Source organism: Streptomyces sp. NPDC057565, assembly GCF_042801455.1.
Classification (GTDB): Bacteria; Actinomycetota; Actinomycetes; order Streptomycetales; family Streptomycetaceae; genus Streptomyces; species Streptomyces yanii.
In genome coordinates this window covers 1-22,745 of the sequence record NZ_JBHVFU010000080.1, presented here as the reverse complement: position 1 = coordinate 22,745, position 22,745 = coordinate 1, and the positions used below count along the sequence as shown (strand labels likewise).

The window sequence follows — 22,745 nt, the reverse complement described above, 5'->3', positions numbered from 1 at the left end:
CGCCTTGAACGGGTGGGCGGTCCGCGGGACGGGCAGCCACATCGTTCGTCTCTTGTATGGACAACTTTCACAGTGGCGCAACTGCCTCTTCCGTAGCACTCGCTGTGCTTGGAACACTCCACTCGCTTCCGTTCCCTCACGCTTGCAGAGGTCACCCCCCATGGCAGAACTCAACCGCCGCCGGTTCATGCAGCTCGCCGGTGGCACCGCCGCCTTCACCGCGCTGTCGAACAGCATCGCCCGGGCCGCGTCGATCCCCGCGCAGGGCGCCACCGGAACCATCCAGGACGTCGAGCACATCGTCGTGCTGATGCAGGAGAACCGTTCCTTCGATCACTACTTCGGCGCGATGAAGGGCGTCCGGGGCTTCGGCGACCCGCGCCCCGTCACGCTGCCCAGCGGCAAGTCCGTATGGCACCAGGAGGACGCCAACAAGAAGGAGGTGCTGCCGTTCCGGCCCCCGGGCGACGACCTCGGCATGGAGTTCCTCCAGGGTCTCAACCACGACTGGGCGGGCGGCCAGAAGGCGTTCAACAAGGGCAAGTACGACCAGTGGGTGCCCGCGAAGACGGCCACGACGATGGCGTACCTGACGCGTGACGACATCCCCTTCCACTACGCCCTTGCCGACGCCTTCACCATCTGCGACGCGTACCACTGCTCGTTCATCGGCTCCACCGACCCGAACCGCTACTACCTGTGGACGGGCCACACCGGCAACGACGGCACCGGTGGCGGGCCCGTCCTCAACAACGCCGAGGCCGGATACGGCTGGATGACCTACCCCGAGCGCCTGGAGCAGGCCGGGATCTCCTGGAAGATCTACCAGGACATCGGCAACGGCCTCGACGCCGCCGGCCGCTGGGGCTGGATCAGTGACGCCTACCGCGGCAACTACGGCGACAACTCCCTCCTGTACTTCAACCAGTACCGCAACGCCCAGCCCGGCAACCCGCTGTACGACAAGGCGCGCACCGGCACCGACGCCAAGGCGGGCGACGGCTTCTTCGACATCCTCAAGGCCGACGTCCAGGCGGGCCGGCTGCCGCAGGTCTCCTGGATCGCGGCGCCCGAGGCCTTCTCCGAGCACTCCAACTGGCCCTCGAACTACGGCGCCTGGTACATCGCGCAGGTGCTGGACGCGTTGACGTCCAACCCCGAGGTGTGGGCCCGTACCGCTCTCTTCATCACGTACGACGAGAACGACGGCTTCTTCGACCACATCATGCCGCCGTACGCCCCGGGCTCCGCCGCCCAGGGGCTGTCGACGACGCCCACGACCCTCGACCACTTCCCCGGCAAGACCGGCTACGTCGCCGGTCCGTACGGCCTCGGCCCGCGCGTCCCGATGCTCGTCGTCTCGCCCTGGAGCACCGGCGGCTACGCCTGCTCCGAGACCTTCGACCACACCTCGGTCATCCGGTTCATGGAAGCCCGCTTCGGGGTCCAGGAGCCCAACATCTCGCCGTGGCGGCGGGCCGTCTGCGGTGACCTGACCTCCGCGTTCGACTTCGCCCGTACGAAGACCGAGCCAGCCGACCTGCCGTCGACCGCCGGGTACTACCCGCCGGACCGCGACCGCCACCCCGACTTCCGTCCGACCGCCCCGGCCGTCGGCACCATGCCGGTGCAGGAGCCGGGCTCCAAGCGGACCCGCCCGCTCAAGTACGCGCCGTATGTGGATGGTTCCGCGAATACGAGCACTGGCAAGTTCACGCTCACCTTCAGCGGCGGCCCGGAGGCCGGCGCTCAGTTCTACGTCACCTCGGCGAACCGCACCGACGCTCCCTGGACATACACCACCGAGGCGGGCAAGTCGATCGCCGACACCTGGAACACGCAGTACTCGAATGGCGTGACGGACCTGACCGTCCACGGCCCGAACGGCTTCCTGCGCACCTTCCGCAACCCGGGCACGGAGGCGTGCCCCGAGGTCACCGCCCGCCACAACGAGACCACCGGCAACCTCGACCTGACCCTGACCAACCCGGGCAATGGTGTCGCGCACCTCACGGTCACCAATGCGTACGGGGGCCGGGACGAGACCGTCACCGTGCGCCCGGGCGCAGTCGTGAACCACACGGTCAGCCTGCGGAGGAGCCGGCGCTGGTACGACGTGTCGGTCGTGTCCGACATGAACAGCACCTTCCTGCGCCGCTTCGCCGGACACGTCGAGACCGGCGCGTCCGGCGTGAGCGACCCGGCCATCGTCACCCACTGACCCACCGGCTTCTGCCTGGTCTCCGTGGCCGCGCTATCAACCCGCAACAAACATGGTGACACCCAACCCGCTGACACCACCCAACCCACTCACACGTGGGGCTGCTGCTGGACTGGGTGGCCTGGTGGAACACCACCACCGCCCGTCCGCGTTGAACGGGAAGACCCCCCTCCAGGCATGGCAGGCCGATGCGACGCCGCTCACTGATGCGTCCGCGGGGCAGCCTGGCGACGTTCGCCATGGAGGACAACGGGCGCACGTACACAATCAGCACCAGCGGGGTGCGGTGGCGCCGCCGCGACTACCTCGCCCCGTGAATGAACGGCCGTACCGGCACCAAGGTGTCGGTACGGCACCTGCCGCACCACGACGACACCATCGAAATCTTCGACACGGCGACCGGCCGCCATCTCGGGTCGGCGTTCCTGGCCGCCGCCGCGAGCCGGTAACAGATCCGCTCTATCCAGGCCGCCGGACCGCGGCCGCCCGCTGGCTCAAGGCCGATCTGAAGGCCGCGGAGAGGCACTGTCAAGTTGAGTGGCGGGCGTCGGGTCTGGGACGATCGTCGCGTTGGTTGATCTTCTGGGAGGGGCTGACCGTGGAGGCTGCCGGGGCGGCGGTGTCGTACAAGGGGTTCCGGTTCCTGGCGGAGATCATCTCGCACGCGGTGTGGCTGTACCACCGCTTCCCGCTGTCCTTGCGTGAAGTCGAAGAGTTGCTGCTGGCCCGCGGGATCACCGTCTCTCATGAGGCCATCCGGCAGTGGTGCGACCGGTTCGGCCCCCAGTACGCCGCAGCGTTGCGCCGCCGCCGGCCGCAGGCCGGGGACAAATGGCATCTCGACGAGGTCTTCGTGAAGATCAACGGGGTCCGGCGCTACCTATGGCGGGCCGTCGACCAGGACGGCAACATCCTCGACATCCTGCTCCAGTCCCGGCGTGACGCGAAGGCCGCGAAGCGGTTCATGGCCAAGCTGATGAAGAAGCATGGCCGGGCGCCGAGGGTGCTGGTCACCGACAAACTCAAGAGCTACGGCACCGCCCACCGCACCCTGATGCGCTCGGTCGAACACCGCTCCCACAAGGGCCTGAACAACCGGGCCGAGAACAGCCACCAGCCGACGAGGCAGCGCGAACACGCGATGAAAGGCTTTCGCCACGTCGGCCGAGCCCAGAGGTTCCTGTCCTCGTTCAGTCAGATCTCACCGCACTTCCGGCCCCGCCGCCACCTGCTGACCTCCACCGACTACCGCACCGAGATGCAGCACCGCTTCACCACCTGGAACCAGATCACCGGCGCGTCCGCCACGGCCTGAAGACGACACCCCCACAGGCCCCGCCACACCCCTTGCCGAAGTTCGGGTGGCACTGCGGGAGCTTGCCCCGCGGTTTGCGGCGCTCCAGGTTGTCCTGGTGGATCAGGTGACAGGCAGGGCGGAACGTGCGGTCGTGGTAGCGGCTGGTGGTGATGCCGTGCGTCTTCTCCAGGATCTCCACCATCGCGTCCCTGATGTCGTGGTACGAGAACCGATCCGGTTCCCGGCGCCGACGGCTTGATGCCATGGCTGTGCTCCTCTCGTGTCTCCCGGTGAACGCGGAAGGCCGGAAAGCGGACACGGGGCACTGAAACGCTGAGCCCAACGCGCCCGCACGATCTGCCCTTCACCACCCGCCTGATCAACCCGCGTGGCGACTGGCACCTCGGGTTCAACGACGAGGACGGTTGCAGGAGTTTCCGCGGCATCGCCGCTCGCCGCCCTGCCAAGACACCCACCCCTTCGTACGGCTATCGCGTACAAAGGGGTGTCGGCGTCGGGAAACGGCTTGCCCACAGGGTCTGACCTGCAGAAGCGGCCGGAATCCGGAAGAGGGGGTTCACACCTGCGGCAGTGGTCCCGGTGCAACCCCGGGTGCACCTGTCCAGCCACCTGTGCAGACAACCGTGGGTGCAACTCTCCCCAGCCCCGAACAGGCCCCGACCAGGGCGGCTTGCCCAAACCGGCTTGCCCGGACCGCCCGACCATCCTGCAGCGGCAGCTGGGCGGCGTAGCGCGCAAGGACCTGGTCCACTGCCGCCAGCAGCTCGCACGTGCGGGCGCGTGGCTTCCACTGTGGCTGATATCCACAGGGCCGCCGGTTCGGCATGACAGCGCCTCCCGATCGGTTAGGACGCCTTGGCGTCCCTTTCCAGGATCCCGCCGCGGACCGTGCCGCGGCAACGCCTCCGGGCCGGGACTGTCCGGCTGAACCGCCGTGTCCCGGCCCAGGCCGGTGTCGTTGTCCGGGCGACGCGTGCATGATCCGTCCCTCATGGAAGCGCGCTGAGGGCCCCTGCCGCGCACGGCCAGGGGCCCTCACCCCCGTGGAAACACCGCCGTTAGCGTCAGCGCAGCCGAGCCGGTCGCCGGCCTCCCGGCCGGGCAAGCCCGCCGCACGGTGAGCTTGCCCAGGGCCCTCTTAGGCTTGCCCGGCACTCGTGACCGGTCACATGCCCGCGGTCAGGACCGGTGACCGGCGACCGGCCGTGCGACCGATCCGACCGCACCCATCGGTCACACCGCACGTCACGGGCTTGCCCGGTCCAGCCCGCTCGACAGTGAAGCCAAAGACCGGCAGAGCTCCAGTGCCGCACCGGAGCTCTGCCCATGACCGACCAGAGCAGACGAGCCGGCTGCGGGCCAACCAGGTGACGAACACCCCGCCCGCTCGCGCGTCACAGCCCAGGAACCCCACCCGGCACCGAGAGTGAGTCAGCAGCGCCCAGACCGACCCTGAAGGGCGCCAGCGTCCTGAAGCTTCCGGAACGGCGCCGTGTCACCGCCCTCCCGGAAGCCACGGCACCCACGACCGGCAGGCGGGCGACCTTCACCAGCCGCACCGCCGACCGGCCGTGGTTTCTCAGCCCGACTGCGAGATGCCCTGCACGAGCTGGGTCAGGACGCTCAGAATGCCCTGGCCGAGGTCTGTCGGGGCAATCAGCACCCCGAGGGCCAGCACGATGACCACGGTGAACTTCTCGTCGAGTCGGCTCCTGGAGTGTGTCGGGCGGCGCAGCCGCAGGACAACAATGACTGCGAGCAGTACCGCCACGTTGATCGTCAGCACCGGGCCAGTCCTCCAGTCGCAGGCAGGCTCCACTCTCAACTCTCTGGTGTAGCCCGAACTGGTCTGCGGAGTGAAGAAGTTGTTCGCGGTTGGCGACAGGAGATCCTTCTCTGGCTGAATCCGGCAGACATGAGCCGAGTCCGGGTGCAAGGTGGAATTTCTTGCTTCGTTTCTACGTGACGTCACAGATCTCGTTCTGCGCACGGCCAGCTCTTGAGTTGGCGCCAGAGCCGAGCAGCGTGGAAACAGGGCTCTGTCCGCGGTCGTAACCCCGCGGCGTGGTCTGAGGCGGCACAGGCGGAGTGCACGCGGTCCGACCCCGCCCACGCGTCGGGCAGATATGTGCGGCTCGCTCTGTTGCCCGATCCGCTCAGACACCGAGGGAGGTGCGGATGGCCTCGATCTCGCCGAGCAGCTCCTCCATGCACTCGAAGCCCCGGTCGGCGCAGCTCATGTCGACCCCGCACTCGGCCTGTCGGGCCCGCAGCAGCGGATGAAGGGGCATGGACACCGGGAAGGCCAGGGGATCAAGGCTCGGCGCTCGCTCCTGGAGCAGGTCGAGGCCGCTGCGGGTACCGTCGGAGACGGAGAGCCACCCGTTGAAGTCGTTGTATCCGATGACACCGGCCTCAATCCCCTTCGTCCAGGTGGAGAACAGGGCGGCCAGGCTGGTGGCGGCTCGAACGGCGTCCCAGGCGTCCGGGGCGATCTCATAGCGCCAGATCTCGCCCTCGTAGTCACCGGCGAGCACGAACGTGTAGACGATGACGTCGAAGTGGAACAGTGGCAGCTGATGCCGCCAGGGGAACGGCACGCCGACGGAGAGCGACAGGATGTCGAGTGCCTCCCCGTCGGTCGGCCACGGGAGCAGCATTCCGCCGTTGGGCAGGAGCCGCCGCGCATGCCAACCCTGGGATTGGAGCCAGGTCACCTGCTCCGCGACGTGGTCCACGTCGAAGAGCCGGTGGACCAGGTCCGGCGGGGGCTGTCCGCTGGGCGGGGCGTCGGCTGCGGGCCAGGTGAGGCCCGCAGCCGACGCCGCTGTCCGGTAGTCCTGCGCCGCGTCACGCAGCGCCAGCATGTCATCGAGCATTACGGGGTTGCCTTCATTACGGAATTGCCTTGGGTTGCATGCATACGTCGGTCCCGCCCGGGTTGATCCGGAACCCGAAACTGGGCCCGTTCGCCTCGACCCAGGGTTTGATCGGCAGCACGATGAACTTGTCCGTGTCCTTCACCTTGCACTTGCCGTAGAACGCGGAGAGGTCATGGGCTTGCGGCAGCGACTCCGAGTTCGGCACCGGCTTCAAAGAAGCGACCAGACCCGACAGGTCGACCGCCTGGTCCGTCCCCCAGAACGGGAACTCGTCACAGGTCTTCGCGACCCGCCCGTTGCAGACGTTCGGCTGGAAGCGCGGATTGTTGTCGTACCAGTTGCGGTCGTAACCCGCGGCCTCCGCCGCCTGGCCGCGTTCGCTGCGCCCCGGGTAGAACCACTTGGACCGCCCCGGGGGCTGCGGGTAGCTTCCGTTGCCCATGGCCTCCACGATATGGGTCCCGGTCTCCTTCATGGGCGCACGCCGGTAGTTCGTACCACCCGGAACGTAGACGACGACGTCGTCGTCGCACGCCGCGATTCCCTGGGTGCCCCGCTGGGCGGTGCACGCCGTATCGATGATGCGCTTGAGGTTCGCGTCCTCGCTGTCGTCCCAGGCGAAGGGCAGGTTGTCCCGGTCGGTCACCTCTTTCGTCGTCGTGATCACCTGGGCGTACGCCTTCAGGCTGTTGTACCAATCGCCTTCGTCCAGGTGCCAGTTGTCGAACGTGGTGAGGTCGTCGTCGTGGTGAATCGGGTATTCGAGGAGCCCTCCGATGGCTATCGGGGTGGGGAAGAGGATCGCCCAGAGCACGCCGAGTGCGATCCCGATGACGATCCCCGCGATCGTGACGACGACGAAGGTGGCGACAGCGGAGGTGGCGGCCGCACCCGCCGCGGCCTCGACCGCCACCGTGGGAGGCGCCAGCAGTAGTGCACAGGCGCTCTCGGCGCACCAGGCGACCGTTTGGACCGCGGCTCCTGGCACGAACTGCGTTGTCGCTCCGCCGGTGGTGCCGCTCAGCGAGTCGATCGCCGGTCCCTTGCCGGGCGGAGCGACCTCCTTGAGCATGTCGGTGACGTCGTCGTCGCAGTCGAGTTTCTTGTCCTCGTCCAACGGCAGGTTGTCCTCGATGCAGGTGGCGTCCGCAGCGGTGTAGCAGCCCTCGAACACCTGCGTGGCCCCTGCCGGCACCGGGACGTCGCCGCGCAGGCTCGGCGCGACGTAGAAGTCGCCGCCCTGCGCGGCGCACTGCGAGCCCTCGCTGGTCACCTGTTGTGTGACCGCTTCGGGCACCGTGGGTTCGACGGCCGAGGTGATGAACTCGCCCCCGAAGTCCCGTACCTTCGTGCCGTCCTCGCCGATCGCGTCGACCCGGAACGTGTGCGACGTGAGCGCTTCGAGGGGCTCGATCGGGTACTTGACGACGCTGTCCGCAGTACACGGGTCAGCCGGGTTGCCGGCCGTGTCCTCGCAGTACTGCTTCAGCGAGAACTCCTCGTACAGAGAACCATCGAGGAAGGCGCGGTAGGTGACGTCATAGGCGGGATCGGGGTGCCATGTGGCCAGGGCGCCACCCTCCCCCGGGTCGAACTCCAGCCCGACGGGCTCCGGCGGCTTCTGTGCGGTGCGGAAGGTCGCCGTGGCGGGCGTCGGCGACTTGTTGCCGGCCAGGTCGACGGCGACCACGGACACGGTGTGCTCGGTCTCCGGCGAAAGCCCCGTGATCGTGTACGAGCGGGTGCCGCTGTTCGTACGGTGCGGGGCGCCGCCGTCGACCCTGATCTCGTATCCGGCGAGGCCGTAGTTGTCGGTGGCCGCGGCCCAGGTCACCTTGGCCGAGTACGCCGTGATGTCGCCGACCGTCAGACCGGCGACGTTGCTCGGCGGGATGTTGTCGACGACGGTGATGGAACGCAGGACTCTCGCGTGCCGCTTGGGCTCGCGCTCGGCGCGGGTGCACACCAGGTTCTCGCCCAGTTCCGGCGGCCGCAGGCGCGTTTTCCATGACGAGGCCCAGCCCGAGACCCCGTCCGGTGGCGGGCCGAGGGTGAAGTCGGTCGTCACCAGCTTGCCGACCGACACGTCGACCATCGTCGCGTGCTTGTGCAGGACGCCGCCGAGGTCGATCTTCCCCTCCTCGTCGACCGCGACCTCGGCACCGTGTTCCGGTGCGTCGACCCGGATGGCGGAGTGGTTCTCCTCCTGCGGCGGAGTCATGCCCGCACATGCGGCAGGGACGAGCCTGACCGGTTCAGCCGCCGCCGCGTCGGGCGCCGGCAGGCTCAGCAGTGCCACCGGGAGCGCTAACGACACGACAACTGCCGTCGTTCTTAAGCTATTTCGGAAGTAACTGCTCCGCATAGGCCCCCCTAGTCACATAAAATGCCAATTGCGTGCCGCGATGGTAGAGGGGTCGTCGCCGTTTGTCATGGCCGCGAACATCTCGCAGTGGCTGGATACCGCATCAGCACTGGCCAACCTGGTGGCGAACATGACGAGTCGGTCCCCCGGGCGCCGACCGGCGCGCGGGGGCGGTGCCCACAGACGGCAGTGAGCACGGAGGGCGCAGCCTGGCCCCGGCCCCAAGACCTCGCCCCCGGCAGCTGTAGCGGACTGCCGGGGCGAGCCGCCGAAGGAGAGCCGGCTGTTCGGTCCCGGCGAAGCCGGACGCGAGCAGGCGGTACTGGAACGCCTGGACTTCACACAGGCGGTGCTGAAAGCCGCACACGAATTCCCATACCGCACCACACCGAACATCGGGCGTCACGCTGGCCCGGTGGGGGGCCGTCTCGGCCGTGCCGGTCAGTTCAGCACCTGCACCTCACGCACGTCGACAGTGAATGGGGTCTCGCGGGTTTCGGTGAATTCTCCGGCGTCTGCGAGGGCCGGCGCATTCCATTCCACGGTCCACGTGGCGGTCGCCTTTCCGGCGTACTTCCCGCCCGTCTCGGCAGCAGAGGGCGCCTTGTATCGGTGCCTGCAGTCGGGCGACGGGAGCTTGCCCCGGGAGGCGTCGTAGCGGGTGCCGGGACCGGTGCACGTGACCGTGCTGCCGTCGCCCATGTCCCACTGGATCGACGACACCTTGGCCGTGGCCGTCACCGTGACGCCACCCGCCGCCGCCGAGGCGAACGCCGGTCCGAACGTCGTCGGCCCCTGCTCCACCCACATCCACATCGGCATCCCGACGACGTACCGCCCGCCCGGCTTCGGGGAAGCGACCGCCGGACCTACGAGCCGCATGGAGTCGACCGCGCGGCGCGCCACCAGCTGCGGGTCGATCGTCGGCGCAGATACAGGGCGGCTCCGAACCACCCCCGCCTGAAGTGCCGGCGGGCTTGGCCGCCGTGCCCGTGCCGCCGCCCGAACCGGGGTTGCTGGTGGTGTCCTCGGCGCAGACGGTCACGTCCATGTCGGCGCCCTCGCAGACGCCGCCCCCAGGCCCGTCGGCGTGCGCGGCTGGGGCGAGAACGCCCACCAGGACCATCGCGGCCGCTGCCGCGCGCCTCAGCACGGGCGTGCGCCCTCCGGCTTGTAGGCGGTGACCATCCACCCGCCCGGCCACTTCTGCAGCGTGGCCGTCGCGACGTACCGGCGCGGCTGGGCGGAGGGAAGCAGGATCACCACCTTCTTCCAGGTGCTGTAGCGCTCATACGCCGACAGGTCGACGCACGTCGAGACCGAAGCCTTCGGCGTCCTGGGCGTCAGATCGAGCGCCGTCACGGTCGTGTCCTCAATCCGGGACTCACCGCGCACCACCGTCCCGGCCTCACGCATCCGGGCCAGATCGATACGGATGCGCCCGAGCGCGTCCAGCGTCGCGTACTTCTCCAACCGGGTGCCCTTGGCGTCGGCCTTGGCGTACGCCTTCGTCCGCTCCGCCCACATCGCATCGAACGCGGCGAGCACCGCCGTCTTCTCCGCCTCCTGGGGGTCAGCCGACGACGTCGCGGGCGCGGGTCGTCGCGGCGGCTGGCGGGGCCGCAGACGGCTTGTCGTCGCCGTCGCCGCATCCGGCAAGCACCACAACGAGTGTCAGCGCGCCGCTCAGCGCCGCCGCGCCCCGCTTCTGTCGAGCCGTCACCATCAGGGGCACCCCCGTGCAGTCGCGATCAGAACCGGATCACCGTAACGCGCAGCACAGACGCGGTCGCAGGAGTTCCCACGGCATCGCCACCCGCCGCCCCGCCAAGACACCCACCTCTTGGTACGGCTATCGCGTACAAAGGGGTGTCGGCGTCAGGAAACGGCTTGCCCAACGGGTCTGACCAGCAGAAACGGCCGGACTCCGAAACGGGGGTTCACACCTCCGGTAGTACCTCCGGTGCAACCCTGGGTACACCTCTCCAGCCACCTGTGCAGACAACCGTGGGTGCAACCCTCCCCAGCCCCGAGCAGGCCCCGATCAGGGCGGCTTGTCCGGACCGGCTTGCCCACCCCGCCCGACCGTCCTGCAGAACGCCGGAACCGGCCCGGGAACTCAAGGAACGTACAGGTCAGCGCGAGCCCCTGAGACCTTTCACCAGCGCCCCGCGTACCGGACCGCCGTCATCCGCCAGGAGCAGCAGCGCGCGTACTGCCTCCGCCTTGTCCAATCGGCGCCCGACATCGGCCCTCAGATCCAGCAGCAGGCGGTCCGCCTCTTCCGCCTGCTGCTCATCGAACCGGACGGTCATCGACACTGCGTCCGGGTGCCGCGTCGGGCTCTCCCATCAGCAGGTCGAGGTCCCACGGCCCGGGATGCTGCTCATCCGTCTCCATGGCCATGCCCTGCCCAACGAGCAAGCTCACCGCCAGGCACCGGCAGGCTTGCCCACCACACCCCGAGGCTTGCCCGGACCGGCTTGCCCACCACACCCCAGGGCTTGCCCACCGGGAATGGGGAAGAGAAAAGCACCTCTTCCTGGTGGAAGAGATGTCGGGCCTGGCCGGGGGCTAGCCCAGGGGCGGTGACCTGCCCGGACACCCGCCGCTCCGCCGACCTCGCTATCCGCTGCTGCGTCATGACCGATGCAAGGTCCGATCATTGCGCAGCGATATGGAGTCCCAGTAGAGCCTCTGCTCCTCGTCCACTGCGGGCGTGTAGTCGTTGAGGGGCTGGTAGGTCTCGAGAGACGTGGCGATCGCCTCCATGAGCAGCGGCAGGGACGTCCACATCTCGTGTGATACACGCATAAGGCCTTCCACGGCCTCGGCTTCGTGGACGCGCCCCCGGTCGATCTCGGGACGGTGGTCCAGTACGAGGCAACCCCCGCTGACGTCCCGCGCAATGGGGATCAACTGCGGATGTCCGTACAGGACGCTGCTGAACCCGAGCTTCATGAAGTCGTAGTCCGCCTCCTCTCCTTCCTCATCCGCCGTGTGCTTGTCGTAGAAGCCGGTGAAAAGTTGCCACGCAGCCGCTATCTCGCGTGCACTGATCGGTCTGTAGAACCCTGGCAGCAGCCAGCCCCGCTGATCGAGGAGACCGTCGTGCCGCAGCAGCGACATCACCAAGGGCTTCAGCAGTGGCCGGCCGATGACGCGTTCGGTCGCGGCGATGTCCGCCGGATCCGCGGGCGGCGCCAGCGCGGCGTAGGTCGCCGGCGCGTGCTCGGCCAGCCAGTTCTCGATTCGCGTCCACGACTCACTGATCGGTGCGGTCATAGCGGGGCATCCTGCCACCTGGTGCTGACAACCCCCGGGGAACAGCCGACGGTGGCCGTGTCCCCTATACATCCGACGGGGCCGGCCCTGGGCCGTGCGAGGGGACTCAACGATGACAGGCGACGACCAGTCGCCGACCGCTAACCCACAGGCCAGAGGGGCGGCGGCTGAAGTATGTACGGGTCAGGAAGGTGCCGGATCACTTCTTCGGCAACTGATCGCGCTCGATGGAGCTTGACCCGGCCATTGAAGCTCCGCCGACCGTCTGCGCCCCGTCAGGACCACCGTTGCGCAACCAGGAACGCAACCCGCGCCCGCCCGAAGAGGGATGCTGCACCGCTACGTGCGGCGCAGGCGGGCCAGGATCCCGTTGGTCTCGGCAGCCTCCAAAGCCGTGGCTGCCCGTTGTGCCATGGGCGGCTGCTCGCTGTCCGTGAGCGTGTGGCAGGCCGTGCACGGGCTGCCTGTGGCCACTGGCTCGCCCTGGGCATCGCCGGGACAGACCGGGCCACCGCAGGACGGGCACTCCCACTTCCCTGCCTCCCGGCGGCGCAGCTCGCGCTCCTGGCGGCGGCGCTCCTCCTGGGCTTCGCGCTCCAGGCTCTGCTGGTCTTCGCGGGCGTCGTACTGGTCTTCGGTGCCGGTGTTGGTGAGGGCGTCGGTGATCGGTTGCCAGTCGCTGTGTCCGAAGCGCCACCAGACGGGTCCGTGGGGGGCGTGGGTGCGGAGCTGGTCAAGGTGGGTGGCGATGACGGGGACGGTGCCGGTGAAATCCCACCAGCCGTCCTCCTCCGACGTCTTGGGTGACCAGCCGTGCGGGTTCTGCCAGCGGGGCTGCCAGCAGGTGCGGGACAGGTCGCGGATGGTCTTGATGCGGTTCATCCGGGCCTGCGCGCCGACGTCCTTCGTGAAGGCCAGGGCTACGGGCGGGAAACCGCCCCGGCCGGAGTCGTCCCACAGCGTCGGCCACAACGGGACGTCACGCCCGCGGTCGTCCTTCATCTGACGGCCGAAGAACCGGCGGTACCGGTCGATCTTCGCGGCGACGACCGCTGCGGGCTCGGTGTGGTTGTCAACCTCCACGAACAAAACCGGCACCAGCGGGCGAGCGCGCCCACTTCGTGCATTCATCCCAGTGGCCGGTTGGCGGCGGGTGTGAGAGGGAGCCGCGTCGGCGTCACGAGCCAGATCGAAAGATGGGTGTCAGCATGTATGGAATCGTCGATCAAGGTCGACAAGGCTTGCTCCGAAAGCGACACCCCGATCCAGGGGCGTCCGATGCCGCGTCAAAGGCACCGACCGGGGCAAGGGGGAGACGGGACGTGTCGCTGTTCTGGCGGATGTTCCTGTCGAACGCCGTCGTGCTCGTGCTCGCAACCGGGCTGCTGATGGGTCCGTGGGTCACGGTGTCCAGCCCGGTCCTCGGCCGCGAGGCGTTGGTGCTGTGCGGCGGGCTGATCGCGATGTTGGTCGTCAACGCGCTGCTGTTTCGCCTCGAGCTCGCCCCGTTGAAGCGTCTCACCAAGGCGATGGTGGATGCGAATCTGCAGGAGCCGGGGCAGCGCGCCCGGGTAACAGGGGCGGCGAACTGGCGGAACTGACCCAGACGTTCAATGTCATGCTCAGTCGTCTGGAGGCCGAGCGGGCCGCGAGCAGCGGCCGTGTCCTGTCGGCCCAGGAGTCAGAGCGCCGATGGATCACCCGCGAACTGCACGACGAAGTCGGACAGACCCTGACCGCCGTGCTCCTCCAACTCAAGAGCCTCGCTCCATCGACCCGGTATACGGCGGCGGAGACAACCGGTACGGCTACCCCGGCGACCCCGTCAACCAGTTCGACCTCGACGGCAAGAGCTGGTGGAGCAAGGTAAAGCGAGCCGCCAAGAAGGTCGGACGTGTCGCCTGGAAGTACAAGTGGGACATCGCCCTCACCGCCGCCGGATTCATCCCCGGCGTCGGCGCCGTCGCATGGGGAGTACGCGCCTACGCCTACCGCGCCTACCGCGTGGTGCGGGCGGCACGCACGGCACGCCACGCTGCACGGACCTACCGCGGCGCACGCCATGCAGCACGCGGCAACAGCTACCGCAGGGCGGCGGGCTGCGCGATCGGCTGGGGTGGTGGCGGTGCCATGTTCGGTCTGTGGCACAAGCCATCCAACTCCAACTACCAGCGAGGTCTGTCCGTGTTCAGCGCCGGCATAGGTGTGGGGCTCTACGCTCGGCACGGCCGGTGCGGACCTAGGTAACCCCGCCCCTCCCAGGAAACTGTGGGCGCCGTCAGCCCGACGGCGCCCACAGGGCCCAACTCTTCCCCCACCCACGAGAGGTCCATACCGATGCCCAAGGGGCCCCGCTGCAGGACAGCCAATCGTCTGGCTGTCTCGGCCACTGTTCTCTGGATCCTGTACGCCCTGACTGCAGGCAGAGCCGTCGCGACGGGAACGAACAGCTTGGCTGAACTTCTCGGCGAAATACCGCTCCTGGGCTGGATTCTCACCCTCACCTACGCACTGTTCGTACCCTTCGCCACACGCCGCGGTGGCTTCACCTTGATCCGCGAGGGAGAAGACATCCGGCCAAGCAGCTGGGTCTCAAGGGCACTGTCGCTGGTGATCATTCTTGCCACTCAGCTGGCGGTCGTCCTCCTCACCGGAGTACTGCTGGGAGAGCGAACCTGGAATGACCGCCTCTCTTCCTTTGCCGACTTCCTTTCCTCGCCTCTCTTCATCATTCCGGCGGCGGCGACATTGGTGTACTGCGTCTTCTCGCCTCTCGTGTGGCCGTCAACATATGCGTTTCGCACTAACAGGGGGAAAAGCAAGAGGACTCGGTCACACAGATAGCCGGCACACGCAGCACCGTCTCCTCGTGGATGGCCCGCTGGTCGTGTCCGGGGAGGAAGTCGCCGCGTTCGATCAGTTTGCCGCAGCCGCAGTTGCACTTCCGGTTGTCCAGTGGGGACGTGAAGTAGGTGATCGGGTTCTGTTGAACGCCGTTCGGGGCGGGCTTGCCAACGTAGTGGTCGTAGACCGGATGCCCAGGACCGAGGATGCAGCCTTCGAAGGACCGGCGCCCACCGGGGACGTCGACAACCCGGTCGATCTCCATGGCCGGGCGGATGATCCCACCTCCATTGACGACCGCAAATCGCTCTCGTTCGACGCGCGACCCGGGCATCACCCAGACTCCGCGGGCGACCTCGTATAGCTGCTGGTCGGACAGCCCGTTGCTCCAGCCGGTCTGGGAGCGCTGGAGCGGATCACTGTTCGGGTCAAGCGGACGGGCCCCGTAATCTGCGAGCATCAGGGGGTGTTGTACCGGACGAAGGAGATCAGTTGTTACGTCTTCAATCAGTGAGCAAGCGCTATGGCCGTGGCGATTGGATCCTGAGAGACGTGGACGTGGAGGCCCCGGCCGGTGAGGTCGTGGCATTCGCAGGCGGGAACGGATCGGGGAAGTCGACGCTACTGCGGATCGCGGTGGGCCTGTCCCGGCCAACCCGCGGCACGGTGGCCGCCCGGCCGCCCGTTGTCGGGTACGTCCCGGACCGGTTCTCCCCCAACGAACGCATGTCGGCCACGGCGTACCTGACGCACATGGGCCGCGTCCGCGGGCTGACCACCTCGGTCGCCTCGGCTCGGGCCGGCCAGCTGCTGGACCGACTCGCCCTGGTGGGCGGCAAGCACGCCCCCCTGCGGAGCCTGTCGAAGGGCAACGCCCAGAAGGTCGCGCTGGCTCAGGCCCTCCTGGTGGAACCCGGGCTGCTCGTCCTGGACGAGCCGTGGTCCGGGCTGGACGCCGACGCCCACGGCGTGCTCGCCGAGATCATGACCGAGGTCGCGTCCTCCGGCGGCACCGTCGTGTTCACCGACCACCGTGAGTCGGTCACCCGGGCCCGCGCCACCCGGACCTACACGGTCAGCAAGGGCCGCGTGTCGTTGCGGCGACCGGAGCCGTGGGCCACCGAGCAGCGGCCTGCGTCCGACGTCGTCCTGACCGCGGGCGGGGACGGCCGCGTACTGCAGGACCTCGCCTGGGAACAACTGGACGGCGTGCTGACGGTGAGCCGGGACGTCACGGGCGTCAGGATGCGCGTGGGACGCGAGTCCACCGACGCTCTGCTGTTCACCGCGCTCCAGCACGGCTGGTCCGTCGAGCGTGTCACCGGAACGACCACGGACCACCACCGGACGCCGAACACCGCGACGAACGGAGACATGCGGTGATCGCGCTCATCCGCTACACCTTCGCCACCGTGCTGCACACGCAGCGCTACCTCGCCCCGCTGCTCCTGTTCACGGGCCTCATGGGCGTGCTGACCGTCAACGGCAGCGGCCCGCTGCCCCCCGCCTACGCCTCCTCCGCCGGCGCGCTGTTCGTGTGCTCGACCTGGCTGACCATCGCTCTGATGAGCCTGGACGACCCGCCGCAGCGGGCGATCGTCGTCATCACCGCGGGCGGCCGGTCGCTCACGGTCCTGCTCGCGGCGATCGGCACGGCCCTGCTGAGCTGTCTCGCCCTGATGGTCTTCGGACTGTTCTTCCCCTTGTGGATGGGCGACTACGTGGTCACCACGACCGACCTCCTACTGGGCCTCGAGGCGCAGCTCACCTGCGCCCTCGTCGGCATCGCCATCGGCGTGCTGTGCTCACGGCTGGTCTTCAAACGACAGGGGTACGCGCTGATCGCCGCCCTCGCGCTGATGATGGGAGCCCTCTTCGCCAAGGGCATGCCTCCGGTCAACCGCCTGTTCACCCTGATGGCCACGACCCCCGACGCGGCGAAACTGCTCGCCCCCACCGGCGTCATGCTGGCGATCTCCGCGGTGATCCTTGCCGTGTTCACCGCCGCCACGCAGTTCGTCGCCGCGCGCAGGGAATAGACCGCCGGACCTCCGCGCCGGACCGCAGCCAAACCAGGCGATGCTCACGGTGGTGGGTGGCTTGGGGACAACGGGCCGAGTCGTACATGCCGATCAGGGGCTCAAGCGCTACCAGCGGTGGTCCAACTGCCAGGAGCACTGGACCCACGCACGGTGGACCGGGGGCGCTACGGGCGCGCGCAACAATGCTCCCTGGCCGAAGCATGTGCGCCGGGTGGATCAGGCTGTCCCGGTACATGGCTTACGGGACGGCCTGGTTCTCAGCCCGCCGTCGGGCGGGCTGATGCGTATCGTCGAGTGTCAGCGGCAAAGACCTGGGCCAGGCATCTCCGGCCCTTCTCCAGCAGATGCCGGACGATCTCCGCGATGTCCAGGGCGTTGGGAAAGATGCCTGCGTGCGCTGCCCAATACTCTGCCCGACCTCGTCCAGCGTCACCGGCTCGTCGAGGTCCACGACAACCTCTCGTCCGCATCGCCGAGGCCGAACACAAATGCCTCCGCCGGCTGACCACCTGGAAGGAGCACGGCGATGTATGCCCCACTGCACACACGAAGACCGCAGGAGAACGGAGCTCAGGGAGCGTCCAGATCCACGCCCGCGAGCTTGCGCATCGCCCGCAGGAAATCGGGAACGTCCCTGAGCTCGTCCAGTCGCTGTTCATACGCCTCAATACGGCGGGCATGGTCCGCTGTCCGATCAGCTACGTGGCGTGTGACCGCGGCTGCACGAGATCCTCCTGGCGGACACGGGTGATCCTGGTCGAGAACCCCTCTATCAGGAGCTTCGTCGTTCCGTGCAGTTCCTGCCTTCAACACCCTGCCGCTGCCGCCAAGTTGAAAAGGGTCAGTAGCGCAACTACTCGTCGCCCGTCGAGTGTATGGGTGCAGACTTCCTGAACCACCTCACTCCAGCGGTGATTCCTACGACGATCAGGGCGACGACCAATCCGATTGCAACCTTCGCCCCTGTGTCCATCGTTCCGTACATGAATGCTCTCCCTGATCACATTGAGCGGCTAACCATCGAGGCCCGGTGGTTAGTTTTCTGCACTTTCACCCTCGCCTGTCCGAATGGTGAGGATGTCGCCGGGTTGGCACTCCAATACCTCACAGATGCGCGTGAGCGTGCTGAAGCGGATCGCTTTTGCGCGACCGTTCTTGAGTACAGACAGGTTGACATTTGTCACACCCACCCGAGCGGCAAGTTCGGCCAACGTCATTCCGCGACGCTGAAGAAGCTCGCCAAGGTGAACAACGACAGCATGACCATCGCCTTCTTCGGGGGCCATCAGACGAGCCCTTCGAGGTCTTCTCGCATCCTGGAGCCGGCACGAGTGATCCGGGCGAAAGTGAGCAGACCAAGACCAGTAAATATGGCCAGATAAGGCGCGTTCCAGGCCTGGAGCCAGGAGACGGCTGTGAGATCCACACCGCGGGCAAGTGACGCCAGGAGGGCCGTCCGCGAGACAGCAGCGATGGTCGCAGCAGCCACACTGCCCGCAAGGAGCCACCACCCCAGCAGTCGCAGCCGGGTGGCGGTCTGCAGTGTGTGCACTCCGTCGCGTGAGGCGCCGCGGAGCAGCAGGTTGAGGAGGAAGAGGCCTCCGACGCTCAAGGCGAGTGACGCCAGTGGGCCGAGGTTGGCCAGGATGTTCTGCGCAGTTGTTGCGCTCTCTGCGCAGTAGCGCGGAACGGAGCCGACGCGAGCGCCCGGCTCGGGGACGAAATCTCGCGCCGCGTATGAGCTGTTGGAGGTCCAGTCCGTGCTGCAGACACTGCCACTACCCCAGCCGTGGACCGTGGAGAGGATGAATGCGGCGACCATCAGAGCCATGAGCAGCCGCAGAGCCACCGAGGCCACGGTGATGACGGGTTCGAGCAGTTTCTGATCTTGCATCACAGCATCCACCCCGCTTATCGATTAACGTTGTTATCGAAAAACGATACATGGGCAGGGGTGGCGAGGGAACCCCCCAGATCAACGCGGCCGGGGGTGGTGCAGACGGTGCGTGCCATCTGCACCACCCCCGACTTGGAGACGCGGTACGGACTGCTACTTCAGGTAGCCGCCGACGAAGCCGCGGTAGTCGCCCCACACCCGTTCGCGCGCAGACCAGGAGCCAAGACCACCCTTCCAGGTGGCCGTCCAGACGGTCTCCGACTGGGCGTTGTCGGCCGGCGGGGACGAGATCCACTCCTTCACCGGGCTGTTGGAGAACGAAGCAGCCGGGACGTAGTTGTAGTGCGTGGCACTCCCCGGGTAGACCTTGGTCGTGTCTGTGCCGTTGACCTGGTAGTTGGTGCGGACGCTGACCTTGGTGACGCGAATACCGAAAACCGTGTCGTAGACCGTGTACGAGGCCCACATGTCCCTGTAGGAGGCCGCGGCCGCCATGACGGTGCTCTTCTGGGCTTGCGGTGCCAGCGGTGCGGCCTCTCCGGTCTCGGTCACGGTCTCAACCGCGTGCCCCGCGCCGAGCACCTTCGTGGACGACCCCTCCGTGGGCGGCATGTCGGCCGCCTCGTCGCCCATCTCGCTGACCGCCTGGGTGTACGCCTGGGTCGTATTCGAATCACTGATCACCGTGAGGAATCTGAACTGATCAATGAAATTGAGTGCCTTGAACTGCGTGGCGATGTCGGCAGCCTCAGCGTCGCCCGCAAGCGCCCTGCCCTCCAAGTAGGCGATGTAGTTCTCGGCAGTGGTGGTGGGCCCCGGAGGCTCCACGCCCCCAGCGGCGGAGGCCTGGCCCGGCAGGGCCACCAGTGCGAGGCCGGCCACCGTGGCGGCAACCACACCATTGATGCCGGCCCGCACGGACTTCCGGTTAGAGATCTTCAGACTAAGCATTGAGGACTCCTCTTGATTGAAATGAATGACGCTTATCCGTGATGTAATTAATTCATGCAGAGATTGGGTGGCCAGGGTTCCTGACGGAATTCTCAGCGCCTGCATTCAAGGTGCTTTTGGGCATCGTTCAGCCCTGCTGCAGAAGCCTGAATCTCTGAGAACTCGATCAGAAATCCTCACCCTTGCGATTTCTTCCTTGTTCCTTCTTGCTGCCCTAAGCATTCCGTTAGGGCCACCCGTCCGGCAATTAGACTTTCGACATAACCGGATCGGCGGCGATGCAGGAGTCGAGACGGTTAGACTCGCCCATTTCAGTAGATGCGACAGCGCACGGGCACGGATTCAAATAGGAAACGGCGGTGACGGCAGCGGCTGTTCGGCTTTCCAGTCCCAGTTTTAGGAGGATGCGCCCGACATGAGCCTTAATGGTTCCCTCGGCAACGCCGAGACGTCGAGAGATCGCGTGATTCGTTCCGCCTGTTGCGAGCAGGAGGAGAACTTGGTGTTCACGCTCCGACAACTGGGGGATTCGGCGGGCAGCTGGCCTCAGGTCAGGGAAGCCCTGTAGCGGACCTGCCTGCACATAACTGACATCTCCATACATGGCAATTCGCAATCGGTCGACGCGGATCGGTAACTGGCTTGCGCACTGGAGTGGGTCGTTGCTCTGCGGACGGAGGAAGACACGTCCGGACTCTCCTGCGGATTGCATCCCTCTGATGCCGCTGCCCTTGCCGGTGCCGGGCTGCTCGGTGCGCGTGGGGCACGAGTCAGCCGGTCATCTGCGCAGCTGTCTACCGATGAGGCAGTGGCGGGGTGATGGCGCGGAAAGGCCGAGATCGACAGCTGTTCTGCGGGGCTAAGGGCTGTCCCGTAATCCCTGGTGGATCAGCGCGCGGCGTCGGATGCGGTGCATCGCAAGGCGGAGGAGCGTCCTCATACTGGGCGTATTCGGGCGTTGCGACAACGCAGCGAGGTGCCGCAGCTGTCGTCGTGCGCCCGCCAGGGATTACGGGACAGCCCTTAGTTACGAGTACGGGACGGGATCCCGGCGGCTGATGCCCGCCTGGGCGGCCAGCGGGGTTATCCCCAATCGAAATCGTGGGACTGTGCCGGCTTTTCGTCGCCAGCCCCGGTGCCCGCAGCGGCGGCCGGCGGGGTGGTCTCCGCCGTGGCGGGAATGGCAGTGATGAGGAGGGCTCCGACAACGGCGGCGGCGACCGCGGCGGCCTTGGCGAAACGGATGGCATACATGGTGAGTGACCTTTCTGGGCCATGAGCAGTAAGGGCGAGTTCACCGGCCCCAGGTCCCGCGGTGGCCTGATCTCCGGTGGTGCCGACTGAGCTTGTCGCCCTGCTGGCAACAACTACTTTCCTCGTAGGTCAGACCCCTTGGAAGGGTTCTCTGGTGGACCCAACGGGCCATGGACCAATGGGGCCAGCAGCGGCGCTTCGGCCCGCACGAGTGTCCACGTGGACAACGACGGCTCCTGCCGCAGTGCGCGGTGACAGACTGCGGCTACGCGCTCTTCGGCCTGGTGCAGCGAGTCGGCCAGTACGTAGACACCGACGATGGGGTGGGGAGCGGCGCCGGGGTGGACGGTGACGTGCTCGACCTGTTCCTGGCTCAGTGCCCATGCGTGGATGAGTTCCGCCGTTTGGTCGGTGAGCACGGCTCCCTTAGGGCCCTTGAGATGGGCATGGATGAGATACATGGTCCCAGGATTCCAACTGGGGCGAACTACTTACCACTTGATCAAGCTGGACGATTGGGGCCTTGGACTGAAGCGGCCACGTTTGCGGCTCATCCTCTTGGCATTTACAAGATCCATGGAATTATCACTTCCACACCTTGAGGGGGGCCTCTTGCTAACTACGCTTGGACTCGACCAGGAGACAGAAACCCTGTATCGGGCGATGCTCACGTATCCGGCCGAGGGCGTCGCCGCACTGTGCGAGCGCCTCGGCATGCCCGAGGAATCAGTCCGTGGCGGCCTCGACCGTCTGAGCGAACTGGCTTTGGTCAGGCCCTCGCAGGAAGAGCCCGGACAGATCAGAGCGGTCAGTCCCGAAATCGGCATGGAGATGCTGCTGGCTCGCCAGCAGGCCGAGCTGGCCGCACAGCAGCAACGTATCGAAGCCTCCCGGGCTGCCGCGGCCCGGCTCATCGCGGAGTGCGCGGACCTCAGGCCGTCTGCAGCACATCCAGGCGTTGAGCACCTGGTCGGCCTCGACCACATCCGCGACCGGCTGAACCTGCTCGAGCGCGAAGTGCGCGAGGAAGTAATGATCTTCTCGCCCCAGAACGAGCACATTGTTGCGGGACTCGAGCAGGCTCGGCCGCGCGACGAGGCGCTGCTTCGGCGGGGTGTGCGGATGCGGACCATCTATCTGGACAGTGTTCGCAACTGCCCGCCCATCGTGGAGTACGCGGAGTGGCTTACCTCGCTGGGCCGAGAAGCACGAACCGTCGCCGCCCTGCCCACTCGGATGATCATCATGGACCGGACTTCCGCTGTTATTCCGGTCAACGGAGACGACACCGCGGCAGCGGCTGTCGTGCTCAGCGGCCACGGAACCCTGATCGCACTCTGCGCGCTCTTCGAGAGCGTGTGGGCGAGCGCAACCCCACTGGGGGCAAACGCACCTCGTGATAAGCACGACCTGACCGACACGGAGTCCACGACGCTGAAGCTGCTCGCCGAGGGACACACGGATGAGGCCATCGCCAAGCGCCTTGGTGTCTCACACCGCACTGCCCGCCGCATCGCCACCACCTTGATGGAGCGGCTCGGTGCTCGAAGCCGCTTCGAAGCCGGAGTGAAGGCTGCACGACTCGGCTGGCTCTAGCTTGATCTTTAACCTGTTCGGCGTGGACGTGGGGTCGTTGACTTCTTCGTCCGCCGCTTCGCGGTGTCTGTTTTGCGGACTGTGTGCACG

At 67.0% G+C, this 22,745-nt stretch carries 25 protein-coding genes and 1 pseudogene; 9 read left to right on the top strand and 17 right to left on the bottom strand.

The window, feature by feature from the left end:
* The first annotated feature begins 160 nt into the window (after positions 1-160).
* From ACFU8W_RS47525 to ACFU8W_RS47510, 4 genes are all read left to right on the top strand, one after another.
* Complete coding sequence (locus ACFU8W_RS47525) at positions 161-2,221, top strand: phosphocholine-specific phospholipase C (protein ID WP_384052045.1); 2,061 nt, start codon at positions 161-163, stop codon at positions 2,219-2,221.
* A gap of 188 nt (positions 2,222-2,409) precedes the next feature.
* Complete coding sequence (locus ACFU8W_RS47520; protein ID WP_384052043.1) at positions 2,410-2,538, top strand: hypothetical protein; 129 nt, start codon at positions 2,410-2,412, stop codon at positions 2,536-2,538.
* Positions 2,539-2,670, top strand: coding sequence for a hypothetical protein (locus tag ACFU8W_RS47515; protein ID WP_384052041.1), 132 nt, complete (start codon positions 2,539-2,541; stop codon positions 2,668-2,670). It begins immediately after the preceding gene.
* A gap of 149 nt (positions 2,671-2,819) precedes the next feature.
* Positions 2,820-3,536 (top strand): IS6 family transposase, encoded by a 717-nt coding sequence (locus tag ACFU8W_RS47510; protein WP_384052061.1) that lies wholly within the window; start codon positions 2,820-2,822, stop codon positions 3,534-3,536.
* Here ACFU8W_RS47510 and ACFU8W_RS47505 read toward each other — a convergent pair.
* The 10 genes from ACFU8W_RS47505 to ACFU8W_RS47460 all read right to left on the bottom strand — a co-directional run bounded on the left by ACFU8W_RS47505 (position 3,511) and on the right by ACFU8W_RS47460 (position 13,154).
* On the bottom strand, positions 3,511-3,783 hold the full coding sequence (locus ACFU8W_RS47505; RefSeq protein ID WP_384052039.1) for a hypothetical protein: 273 nt from the start codon (positions 3,781-3,783) through the stop codon (positions 3,511-3,513). The genes ACFU8W_RS47510 and ACFU8W_RS47505 overlap by 26 nt on opposite strands.
* Before the next feature lie 1,335 nt (positions 3,784-5,118).
* On the bottom strand, positions 5,119-5,325 hold the full coding sequence (locus ACFU8W_RS47500; RefSeq protein WP_384052037.1) for a hypothetical protein: 207 nt from the start codon (positions 5,323-5,325) through the stop codon (positions 5,119-5,121).
* 370 nt (positions 5,326-5,695) lie between these two features.
* A complete protein-coding gene (locus ACFU8W_RS47495; protein ID WP_384052034.1) occupies positions 5,696-6,418 on the bottom strand; it encodes a hypothetical protein in 723 nt (240 codons plus the stop codon).
* A gap of 16 nt (positions 6,419-6,434) precedes the next feature.
* Positions 6,435-8,642, bottom strand: a complete 2,208-nt coding sequence (locus ACFU8W_RS47490) for a fibronectin type III domain-containing protein (protein WP_384052032.1) — start codon at positions 8,640-8,642, stop codon at positions 6,435-6,437.
* A gap of 585 nt (positions 8,643-9,227) precedes the next feature.
* The gene (locus tag ACFU8W_RS47485) at positions 9,228-9,692 is read right to left on the bottom strand and encodes an ATP/GTP-binding protein (protein WP_384052030.1); all 465 of its coding nucleotides are present in this window, start codon (positions 9,690-9,692) and stop codon (positions 9,228-9,230) included.
* Positions 9,693-9,932: 240 nt separating this feature from the next.
* Entirely contained in the window at positions 9,933-10,334 is a 402-nt protein-coding gene (locus tag ACFU8W_RS47480) for a hypothetical protein (RefSeq protein ID WP_384052028.1), read from the bottom strand.
* 25 nt (positions 10,335-10,359) lie between these two features.
* A complete protein-coding gene (locus ACFU8W_RS47475; protein WP_384052026.1) occupies positions 10,360-10,512 on the bottom strand; it encodes a hypothetical protein in 153 nt (50 codons plus the stop codon).
* Positions 10,513-10,921: 409 nt separating this feature from the next.
* The gene (locus tag ACFU8W_RS47470) at positions 10,922-11,101 is read right to left on the bottom strand and encodes a hypothetical protein (protein ID WP_384052024.1); all 180 of its coding nucleotides are present in this window, start codon (positions 11,099-11,101) and stop codon (positions 10,922-10,924) included.
* A gap of 325 nt (positions 11,102-11,426) precedes the next feature.
* Entirely contained in the window at positions 11,427-12,071 is a 645-nt protein-coding gene (locus ACFU8W_RS47465) for an SMI1/KNR4 family protein (protein ID WP_384052022.1), read from the bottom strand.
* Positions 12,072-12,410: 339 nt separating this feature from the next.
* A complete protein-coding gene (locus ACFU8W_RS47460; RefSeq protein ID WP_384052020.1) occupies positions 12,411-13,154 on the bottom strand; it encodes a hypothetical protein in 744 nt (247 codons plus the stop codon).
* Positions 13,155-13,393: 239 nt separating this feature from the next.
* Between ACFU8W_RS47460 and ACFU8W_RS47455 the strand changes: the two are divergent.
* Positions 13,394-13,839 (top strand): annotated as a pseudogene (locus tag ACFU8W_RS47455) (histidine kinase); the annotation flags it as partial.
* Entirely contained in the window at positions 13,764-14,318 is a 555-nt protein-coding gene (locus tag ACFU8W_RS47450; protein WP_384052067.1) for a hypothetical protein, read from the top strand. The pseudogene ACFU8W_RS47455 and the gene ACFU8W_RS47450, both read left to right, overlap by 76 nt.
* Positions 14,319-14,874: 556 nt before the next feature.
* On the opposite strand, the gene ACFU8W_RS47445 is transcribed toward ACFU8W_RS47450, so the two are convergent.
* Positions 14,875-15,375 (bottom strand): hypothetical protein, encoded by a 501-nt coding sequence (locus ACFU8W_RS47445; protein ID WP_384052018.1) that lies wholly within the window; start codon positions 15,373-15,375, stop codon positions 14,875-14,877.
* Positions 15,376-15,467: 92 nt separating this feature from the next.
* Between ACFU8W_RS47445 and ACFU8W_RS47440 the strand changes: the two genes are divergently transcribed.
* Together ACFU8W_RS47440 and ACFU8W_RS47435 are read left to right on the top strand one after the other, a co-directional pair.
* Positions 15,468-16,298, top strand: coding sequence for an ATP-binding cassette domain-containing protein (locus ACFU8W_RS47440; RefSeq protein ID WP_384052016.1), 831 nt, complete (start codon positions 15,468-15,470; stop codon positions 16,296-16,298).
* Complete coding sequence (locus ACFU8W_RS47435) at positions 16,295-16,954, top strand: hypothetical protein (RefSeq protein WP_384052014.1); 660 nt, start codon at positions 16,295-16,297, stop codon at positions 16,952-16,954. The genes ACFU8W_RS47440 and ACFU8W_RS47435 overlap by 4 nt, the downstream gene beginning before the upstream one ends.
* Before the next feature lie 1,037 nt (positions 16,955-17,991).
* Here the strand turns inward: ACFU8W_RS47435 and ACFU8W_RS47430 are convergent.
* The 6 genes from ACFU8W_RS47430 to ACFU8W_RS47405 form a co-directional block, all read right to left on the bottom strand.
* A complete protein-coding gene (locus ACFU8W_RS47430; RefSeq protein ID WP_384052012.1) occupies positions 17,992-18,243 on the bottom strand; it encodes a helix-turn-helix domain-containing protein in 252 nt (83 codons plus the stop codon).
* Positions 18,243-18,851 (bottom strand): hypothetical protein, encoded by a 609-nt coding sequence (locus tag ACFU8W_RS47425; RefSeq protein ID WP_384052010.1) that lies wholly within the window; start codon positions 18,849-18,851, stop codon positions 18,243-18,245. The genes ACFU8W_RS47430 and ACFU8W_RS47425 overlap by 1 nt, the downstream gene beginning before the upstream one ends.
* A gap of 156 nt (positions 18,852-19,007) precedes the next feature.
* The gene (locus ACFU8W_RS47420) at positions 19,008-19,805 is read right to left on the bottom strand and encodes a hypothetical protein (RefSeq protein ID WP_384052008.1); all 798 of its coding nucleotides are present in this window, start codon (positions 19,803-19,805) and stop codon (positions 19,008-19,010) included.
* A 247-nt stretch (positions 19,806-20,052) separates the two neighbouring features.
* The gene (locus ACFU8W_RS47415; RefSeq protein WP_384052006.1) at positions 20,053-20,409 is read right to left on the bottom strand and encodes a response regulator transcription factor; all 357 of its coding nucleotides are present in this window, start codon (positions 20,407-20,409) and stop codon (positions 20,053-20,055) included.
* 479 nt (positions 20,410-20,888) lie between these two features.
* Positions 20,889-21,059 (bottom strand): hypothetical protein, encoded by a 171-nt coding sequence (locus tag ACFU8W_RS47410; RefSeq protein WP_384052004.1) that lies wholly within the window; start codon positions 21,057-21,059, stop codon positions 20,889-20,891.
* A gap of 113 nt (positions 21,060-21,172) precedes the next feature.
* The gene (locus tag ACFU8W_RS47405; RefSeq protein WP_384052002.1) at positions 21,173-21,520 is read right to left on the bottom strand and encodes a hypothetical protein; all 348 of its coding nucleotides are present in this window, start codon (positions 21,518-21,520) and stop codon (positions 21,173-21,175) included.
* Positions 21,521-21,671: 151 nt separating this feature from the next.
* Between ACFU8W_RS47405 and ACFU8W_RS47400 the strand changes: the two genes are divergently transcribed.
* Entirely contained in the window at positions 21,672-22,655 is a 984-nt protein-coding gene (locus ACFU8W_RS47400) for a LuxR C-terminal-related transcriptional regulator (protein ID WP_384052059.1), read from the top strand.
* The last annotated feature ends 90 nt before the right edge of the window (positions 22,656-22,745 follow it).